Genomic DNA, 1,033 nt, shown 5'->3' with positions numbered 1-1,033 from the left:
TGTTAGCCCACAGCGTTTTACTTTTTGCTCCCGAGGAGAAAGAAATAGTCGGGTTAATTGCGCAGTCCCGATGGACGCGGGACATCACCACACGTGGTAAGCGAGCCCGGCATGCGACGACACCCTATACCGAAAAGGAGGGGTATAAATGGGAGACTGCGTCTACAGCCATGTCATCGAGATTAGGGGATAAGATGTCGGATGTGATATCCGTGTGTGATCGGGAAGCGGATATTTACGAATACTTACACTATAAGCTATCAACAGCACAACGATTTGTTGTGCGCTCGATGCAAAGCCGGCATATTGAAGAAGGCGATAATAAGCTCTACGAGTACGCGAGCAAACTGGAAAGTGCAGGAACGAAAGAGGTACATATCGCACAGAAAGGAGGTAGAGCAGCGCGCACAGCAACACTGGATATCGTCTATGCGCCGGTTACGCTGAAAGTACCCGCAAATAAGCGCGGAAACACCTTGCCCCTTTATTATGTTGGATGTATAGAACGAAATACAGACAGTAAGCAGAGGTTATGCTGGCACCTGCTGACCAATGAACCTATTACCAGTAAAGAGCAGGCACTGACTGTCATAAATTACTATGAGAAGCGCTGGCTGGTTGAAGAATACCACAAAGCCTGGAAGAGCGACGGCACCGACATAGAAGCTTCACGTTTACAAAGCAAAGAAAATGCAGAGCGGCTTATTACAATTAACGCTTTCATCGCCACGCGCATACTGCAACTTAAGTTTGCTAACGAGCAGCCTGATGACAGTAGCTGTGAGCAAGTGCTATCACCAAAAGCGTGGAAACTGCTATGGCTGAAAAGGATTAAAAAACCATTGCCGACTACGCCTCCAACGATGAAGTGGGTGTATCATGAGCTAGCAAGACTGGGGGGCTGGAAAGATACAAAACGAACAGGTAAAGCCTCGATAAAAGTCATATGGCAAGGATGGTTTAAGTTGCAAACCATCCTTGAGGGTTACGACATTGCCAGGTCTCTGGAGGCTGACTTGTGATCAAGAGACAG

At 47.6% G+C, this 1,033-nt stretch carries 1 protein-coding gene; it reads left to right on the top strand.

What is annotated here, in order from left to right; translation table 11 throughout:
- The coding region (locus tag JKP77_RS22145) for an IS4 family transposase (protein ID WP_218313340.1) at nt 1–1,022 on the top strand (1,022 nt) is incomplete at its 5' end.
- Nucleotides 1,023–1,033 lie beyond the last annotated feature (11 nt).

The organism is Alteromonas antoniana (assembly GCF_019249295.1).
GTDB lineage: Bacteria > Pseudomonadota > Gammaproteobacteria > Enterobacterales > Alteromonadaceae > Alteromonas > Alteromonas antoniana.
The sequence above is the reverse complement of the archived record's forward strand: the minus strand, read 5'-3'. Positions and strand labels throughout refer to the sequence as shown.